Origin of the sequence: Crocosphaera watsonii WH 8501, assembly GCF_000167195.1 — a bacterium.
Taxonomy (GTDB): Bacteria; Cyanobacteriota; Cyanobacteriia; order Cyanobacteriales; family Microcystaceae; genus Crocosphaera; species Crocosphaera watsonii.
Window position 1 is genome coordinate 1 of sequence record NZ_AADV02000208.1, and the last position, 6510, is coordinate 6510.

At 33.7% G+C, this 6510-nt stretch carries 6 protein-coding genes and 2 pseudogenes; 3 read left to right on the forward strand and 5 right to left on the reverse strand.

Features of this window, described 5'->3' with window-relative positions:
• Positions 1 to 353: 353 nt before the first annotated feature.
• Complete coding sequence (locus tag CWATDRAFT_RS28760) at positions 354 to 995, reverse strand: transposase (protein ID WP_007308276.1); 642 nt, start codon at positions 993 to 995, stop codon at positions 354 to 356.
• A gap of 64 nt (positions 996 to 1059) precedes the next feature.
• Positions 1060 to 1641, reverse strand: coding sequence for a helix-turn-helix domain-containing protein (locus CWATDRAFT_RS28765; protein ID WP_007303067.1), 582 nt, complete (start codon positions 1639 to 1641; stop codon positions 1060 to 1062).
• A gap of 4 nt (positions 1642 to 1645) precedes the next feature.
• On the opposite strand from CWATDRAFT_RS28765, the gene CWATDRAFT_RS28770 reads away from it, so the two are divergent.
• Positions 1646 to 2101: a hypothetical protein gene (locus CWATDRAFT_RS28770; protein WP_232287228.1), complete on the forward strand. Its 456-nt coding sequence runs from the start codon at positions 1646 to 1648 to the stop codon at positions 2099 to 2101.
• Between the two features lie 92 nt (positions 2102 to 2193).
• Here the strand turns inward: CWATDRAFT_RS28770 and CWATDRAFT_RS34925 are convergent, their stop codons facing one another.
• Positions 2194 to 3219 carry an IS701 family transposase gene (locus CWATDRAFT_RS34925; protein ID WP_071892152.1) on the reverse strand — a complete coding sequence of 342 codons (1026 nt, stop codon included), beginning with the start codon at positions 3217 to 3219 and terminating at the stop codon, positions 2194 to 2196.
• A gap of 190 nt (positions 3220 to 3409) precedes the next feature.
• Between CWATDRAFT_RS34925 and CWATDRAFT_RS28780 the strand changes: the two genes are divergently transcribed.
• Positions 3410 to 3946, forward strand: coding sequence for a hypothetical protein (locus CWATDRAFT_RS28780; RefSeq protein ID WP_007306889.1), 537 nt, complete (start codon positions 3410 to 3412; stop codon positions 3944 to 3946).
• Between the two features lie 196 nt (positions 3947 to 4142).
• On the opposite strand, the gene CWATDRAFT_RS28785 is transcribed toward CWATDRAFT_RS28780, so the two are convergent.
• Positions 4143 to 4346 carry a hypothetical protein gene (locus CWATDRAFT_RS28785; protein WP_232287229.1) on the reverse strand — a complete coding sequence of 68 codons (204 nt, stop codon included), beginning with the start codon at positions 4344 to 4346 and terminating at the stop codon, positions 4143 to 4145.
• Positions 4347 to 4502: 156 nt separating this feature from the next.
• Between CWATDRAFT_RS28785 and CWATDRAFT_RS28790 the strand changes: the two are divergent.
• Positions 4503 to 5771: pseudogene (locus tag CWATDRAFT_RS28790) on the forward strand (IS1634 family transposase); the annotation flags it as partial.
• On the opposite strand, the pseudogene CWATDRAFT_RS28795 reads toward CWATDRAFT_RS28790, so the two are convergent.
• Positions 5749 to 6510 (reverse strand): annotated as a pseudogene (locus tag CWATDRAFT_RS28795) (IS5-like element ISCwa2 family transposase); the annotation flags it as partial. The pseudogenes CWATDRAFT_RS28790 and CWATDRAFT_RS28795 overlap by 23 nt on opposite strands.

Genomic DNA, 6510 nt, shown 5'->3' on the forward strand with positions numbered 1-6510 from the left:
AACAGGGCAATCGCATTAAAATCTGAGATGCGTGATCCAGTAAAGATTTTAGAGTTTCAGTACAAATGAACGGCGATCGCAAAACCTCTTATGCAGTCAGCTTTTCAAAAATTAAATGCGATTGCCCTGCCCCCCCAAACTGTTTTGATGCGCGAGCGTAAACTCCTAAAAGAGAGAAAACAATCCGATTTTATGCTAATAATAATCAGATTGTCCTTAATCGTTTTATAACTTAAATCATGAGCTTTTTAGCAGTTTATGAATCTCATTTTACCAAACATTTAACACAAACACAGTTCGAGGCTTTTAGAATTTTACTGTGGTTGCTGACAGTACATAAACAGGTTAGACAGTCACTTATGATCTTTAAAGCCCTTAAATTTCCAAACGAACGGCTTAGCAAAATGTTGATTAAAGTAATCAATAAAATTGAGAATTTTTTGGGATAGTTCTTCAGTTGAACGGACAGTAATTCTTTTGAGTAAACGCCTGACTAAGATCGAAAACCAGCACTCAATTTGATTAAGCCACGATGTATGTTTGGGAATATAAACAAAGCGAATTCGATGAGATTCATCTGATAAAAAATCTGCTCTGCTGTCCATAGATTGCAAAATCCCCTCCTTTCCTTTTCTCCCCAAATCAATAGTAATTCCACAGCTTTCTGCTACTAATTTGACTAAGCTTTCCGATTTATAAGTGTTGAGTTGATCTACAATAAAAATCCATTCTGCTTTTTCATCAATCTTAATCGTTCTTTGGATATGTTCAGAAAAATCTTGTTCTGTTCTTGTCGGTCCAATAGAGGGACTAACAACTTTTCCTCTTGCCACATCCCAGTTCGCAATCAAGCTTAAAGTTCCGTGTCTTTCATATTCAAATTCGATTTTTTCTACTTGTTTAGGCTTGATTCTTTTGTTCGGAAATAATCTCTCAAGAGCTTGAATCCCTGTCATTTCATCTGTACTAATTAAATGAATTCCTTGTTCTAACAAAGTTTTAGCTTCTTGATGAAGTTCACAGATATATTTGACTTGCTTTTTAAATTTTAAGGGATCATCAATTTTGGCATTTAACCAGTAACGAACGAGATGTGGTTGTAATGTCGCTTCTTTTTAAAAAACGCCCCACACTACGGGGGGAAATCTTTTCGACAATTCCTCTTTTTATGGCTTCATCCGCCAACTCTGAAGGTGTCCAATGGCTCACTGGTCTGTCTGATTTTTCACATTCTTCACAAGCGATCTCTACAATCTGGACTACTTGTTCGACCGTAAAGGATTTTGTTGTTCCAGGTCTTGGGCGATCGCTTAAAATTCCTTTGATCAAGACCATTAATGCTTTCTCCGTTACCTGTTGTTCTTCGGCGGCACTCAGTTTTTCTCTCTCCTCAAACCATCGCGATCGCCACTGACGCACTTGTACTCGGTCTAATTCTAATCTTCGACTAATCGAACTATTGCTCTCTCCTGATGCTGCGGCTAAGATTAGCTTGGCTCGTCTAACAAGGCGATAGGGGTTTGTTGTCCCTCTCACTATTTGTTGGAGTACTGTTTTCTGTAGGTTGGAGAGGTTAATTGGCAATGCTTTTATCATGGACATCAACTTCGAGATTCTTCCGTTAGTTTCATTGAAACACATTGTCGTGGCTAGTCACGGAAGTTTCTGTAAAAATCTGGTGGATTATTTTCGCCAAGCTGCACTAGTTTTGTCAGCTTTAGCCATTCCCAGATTCTGGTTTCCTGTGATTAAAGCTATTATTTGTAAAGAATTTAAGACTGGCTCTCGTCTGATTATAACAATTGACCGAACCCAATGGAAAGATAAAAATGTTTTCATGGTTGCTGTTATCTGGAAAAAGCTGGCTTTACCCATCTATTGGACACTTTTAGGGAAAAGAGGAGCCAGCAGATTATCTGAACAACAGGCATTAATTCAACCTGTTCTTTGTCTTCTAAAAAACTATGAGTTAGTCATTCTTGGAGACCGAGAATTCCACAGTGTTAAATTAGCTTATTGGTTGAAACAAAAAAGTAAAAAACAAAAGTTATTCTTCGCTTTTCGTCAGAAACAAGGTAGGAGTTACGCATTGACAAATTAACTTAAATATGAGTAGCTTTAAAGAGAGACAACGATCGCTAATTATTAGAGTCATTAAAATTGACGTAATAATAACAATAACTAATCTATAAATTAGGCTGATAATTTCAAATTTATTTGCTCTAAAATAAAATTCCGATTAACTTCAATAGACAATTCTCTTTGGAGTTGATACCAATTATCAATTAACTCATTAGCTCTCATTAATTCAAGTTTAATAAAAGCCCGTAAAGAACTAAAGAAATGGGTCAATATAGCTTCTGATTTTCTGACTATAAATTTATTGATACCACATAATTGTTTGAGCGCACGATGGTAACATTCAATAATCCAATGAGTTGTTTTCAACAAAGTAAATAGAGTTTTATCTGTTTCTCTTAAGTCTTTATTCTCTTTGTCAAATAAAATATAAAAACGAAGCATCCCGTTTTTGAAATGTTTCTTAAATACTTTAACTTCGCCAAACTCTTTTAAGTAAACAATTGTCCCATTTTCCTCTATTTCTAAGCTTTCAACGGATTGATATTGTCCTTTAACGATTGATACTTGTCGATTTTTAGCTATTCCTATCATGAAACCTAATTCTTGTTTTTTCAAAAATTTAAGGTTCTCTTTAGATGAATACCAACTATCACCAGTTACATAAATTGGCCTCAGTCCCCAAGCTAAAACTTCCGATAGCATCATCCGAAAATAATCATTTTTAGACAGATTATCTTCTTTATCATAAAGTCGATAATTTAGAGGGACTGAAATTCCATTAGGGTCAGTATATAATAAAGTAACTAAATTAATTCCTTTGATAGTTTTATGTTTATTTCCTGACCAGAAATAACCAATAAATTTACTTAATTTAGGATTACTATAAAGTTTTTCAATGACTGTATCATCAATACTTAAGGTTCCCCCACTCAGTTCAATGTGCTGTTTAAATTCATTGAATAAATCAACAGGTTTATAGCTTTCTCTTAATAAAAAACGGTTAACACTATCATGAGATAAATCCTCAAATATCTCGGATAAACGATTACAACCCGAATATTTGGATTCAGCAATTAAATAGTAAGTATAGAGTTCTAAATGACATTTAGCCGTTGATTTCTTCGTTATAGTTCGGATATCTACCTCCAGTTCTTATAATCCTCTCTATTTTATCAGTTTTTTGCTTTTTGTTAACAGCGATAGCTTTCTCTGTTTGGACTATGCACATTGTAAACCATCTGTCAATGCGTAACTCCTACAAGGTACAAACCAGAAAAAAGATGATGAAGATTATCAAACTTTTTCGCAGTTAGGAATGAAACCTGGGATGAAGATGTTTTTAACTGGGGTTTCAGTCACTAAAAATAAAGGGTTTGGAAACTTTAATGTGGGAGCATATTGGAAAAGAAAATACAAGGGCAAACAGGAAAAAGAGCCTTGGTTTATTCTTACCAACTTAGACAGTTTATCAGAGGTCTTGAAAGTCTATCGAGCCAGGGCAGGTATTGAAGCTATGTTCAAGGATTGTAAGACAGGGGGTTATAATTTGGAGGGAAGTAAAGCCAATAATAAACGACTAAATTCCTTGATTTTATTAATAGCGATCGCTTACACTGCTACTTCTTTAAAAGGCAAAACATTTCGACAAACCAATCAAGGAAAATATATTGCTCGTCTAACTGAAAAATCAAGACGTGACCGAAGACATAGTAATTTTTGGATAGGACTTTATGGCTCTCTTTGGATTCACGCTTGGGAATTTTGCTCTGATTTTATTTCAATTATGATGAGCAATAATCCCCAGAAACTCAACAATTATAAAAAAGGGTTACAAGCCATGTCCATAATAGATAAGACGGCTTAATTCCCCTATTTTATCTTAACATAAAATAACCAGTGGAAGATGATTTATTTTAGATGTAACTATCCAAAATAAACCAATTTTTATTATTTAATAAAAACTAATATTGCCCAAGGGGTTGATTTTGAGCATCAACCCTGTGGGGGGGAGGAGGGTTACACCGTCCTCCCCCCCACACACACGGCAAGAATAATTATCATTATTGTTTATTCTCAATAAGCCCTCTAGTTTTTGACAATTTATAGAGCGATCGCCACGGCTGAAACCCTCTTTCAATCAGGGTTTTAACGGGCTTGTCACCCCGTGAGCTAAAATTTTCTTCTTTTACTTTTAGCTTTTCCGAAGCAAATGCCAATGCCAATGCCAATGCCAATGCCAATGCCAATGACAATACAAATGCCAATACAAATCCCGCATTTCTCACAAACTGATCAGTAATCAGCTAGAGGTTAGATCCCAGATTCCGCACTTCAAAAAGTAGCATTAAATACTACAAGCCTGGGGTTAATAATTAAGTATAATTGCTTAAGTTGTTTCCTCCGTAAAAAAAGAGCGAAAAATGTCTTATTTAGAAGAAATACAAGTTAAAAATTTAGACCATTTAGGGATAGTAGCTGGTTTAATTGATGAAATAGGAATAGTCAAAATAATTAATAATAAATTAGGAATAGATGTTAGAGAAAAAATCTCAGCAGGTACAGTAGTTAAGTCTATTTTAATCAATGGACTAGGATTTGTTTCAAGACCTCTATATTTATTCAGTCAGTTTTTTCAAGATAAAGCTATTGAGAAATTGTTAGGAGAAAGAATTAAACCTGATTACCTTAATGAGGATAAAATTGGGAGAGTAATGGATGAATTATATAAATATGGACTAAATGATATTTTTATTGAAGTAGTTTTAGAAGTAATTAAAAAATTTAAAATAGACCTTAAATACTCCCATTTAGATTCCACATCATTTCATTTAGATGGAGAATATAAAAGGGAAGAAGATAAAGAGAAACAGGAAGAAGAAAAAATTATTAAAGAAAGACCAATTTTTATTAAGAAAGGATATTCTCGGGATCATAGACCAGACTTAAAACAATGTGTCTTGGATTTAATAACAAGCCCAGATGGAGATATTCCATTATTTGTGAGAGTAGGAGATGAAAATGAATCTGATAAATCTGTATTTGGAAAAGTTTTAGTAGAATTCAAAAAGCAAATAAAGTTTGATAGTATCATGGTTTGTGATAGTGCTTTATATGGTCAAGAAAATCTCCAACTAATCCAACATTTAAAATGGATAACGAGAGTTCCAATGACCATAAAAAAAGCAAAAGAATTAGTGCAAAATATAGAGGTGGAAGAAGTAAAAGATGAAGATAAAGAAAAAAGAAGTGACCTAAATTTAGAAAGTTATACCTGGAAAGAAGAAATTGTTACTTATGGTGGAATCAAGCAAACTTGGTTAATAGTCTTGAGTGAAAAAAGACAGAAAAGTGATTTGGAAAAACTAGAAAAACAACTTTCCCAAGAAGAGAAGAAATCCCAAAAATTTCTTAAAGAAATACAATCTGAAGAATCTGAACATCCTCAAGCTGCTCGATATAAATTAAAAGCTATTAATAAAAAATTGAGATTGTTGGAAATAAAAGAAGTTGAACTGATTGAAACTTACTCGAAAAAAAAGGAAAAGATTTATAAAATGATTAGTCTGATCATCAAAAAAGATGAAGAGATAAGTAGAAAGACTAAAGAAGCAGGAAAATTTATTTTAGCAACTAACTTAGGGTTTGCTGAAAAAGTTTCTCCAAAATTTATGCCACTTTTGACCAAGAATTTTCTGACAAATCAATAAGTTTTAGTACATAAAAATTGTTTAAAGTATAATCAAAATTAATGAAAAGCGGTTTAATGAGTTCCCCTGTTCTATTATTAGTAAATAAGGACAAAAAAAGCGACAAAAACTGCCTCAGAAGTTTAGAAAGATTGACAACTAAAAATGTAATAGCAATAGATGTAATGGAGGTTTCAGGGAGTTTTGTCATCACGAGATTTAGGCTAAATCTTCGTTTAGCTTGTCCAAACTTTCCCTCAATAGCATTACGGAAGCATTCATCGGAGTGGGCTTGTTTCTTTTCTTCTTCACTGACATTTTTCGGAGGTCTTCCTAACTTCGGACCACTGATTCTTATCCCTCTTTCCTTACACCAATTTCTGTTTTCCCTAGTTCGATAAATTTTATCTACATGGACGGATTCAGGATAATAGCCAAACGTTTCTTTATACTTTTCTACTTGTTCTTTTAAATGACAAGATTCATTGAAGTTTTCCCAACTTATTTTGTCTAGAAACACATAGTTATCTACACAGCTTACTGAGAGTTTAGCTCCAAACTCTATTGGTTTTCCTGCTTTTCCCCTCACTATTGGACGAATATGCGGTTGAGTTAAACTTACAATTCTTTGAGGAACACTCTGGGTCTTATTCTCCCACATTGACTGTTGTTGTTCATAAACTTTTTTGATAGTCTCTAGACAATTTTTCTGTCTTTTACTCAGATTTTCCAGGGAAGCCCC

Excerpts from the sequence above, each read along its gene's own strand:
- CWATDRAFT_RS28765 (WP_007303067.1), bottom strand. The coding sequence starts at position 1,641 with ATGTGTTTCAATGAAACTAACGGAAGAATCTCGAAGTTGATGTCCATG.
- CWATDRAFT_RS28780 (WP_007306889.1), top strand. The coding sequence starts at position 3,410 with ATGAAGATGTTTTTAACTGGGGTTTCAGTCACTAAAAATAAAGGGTTT.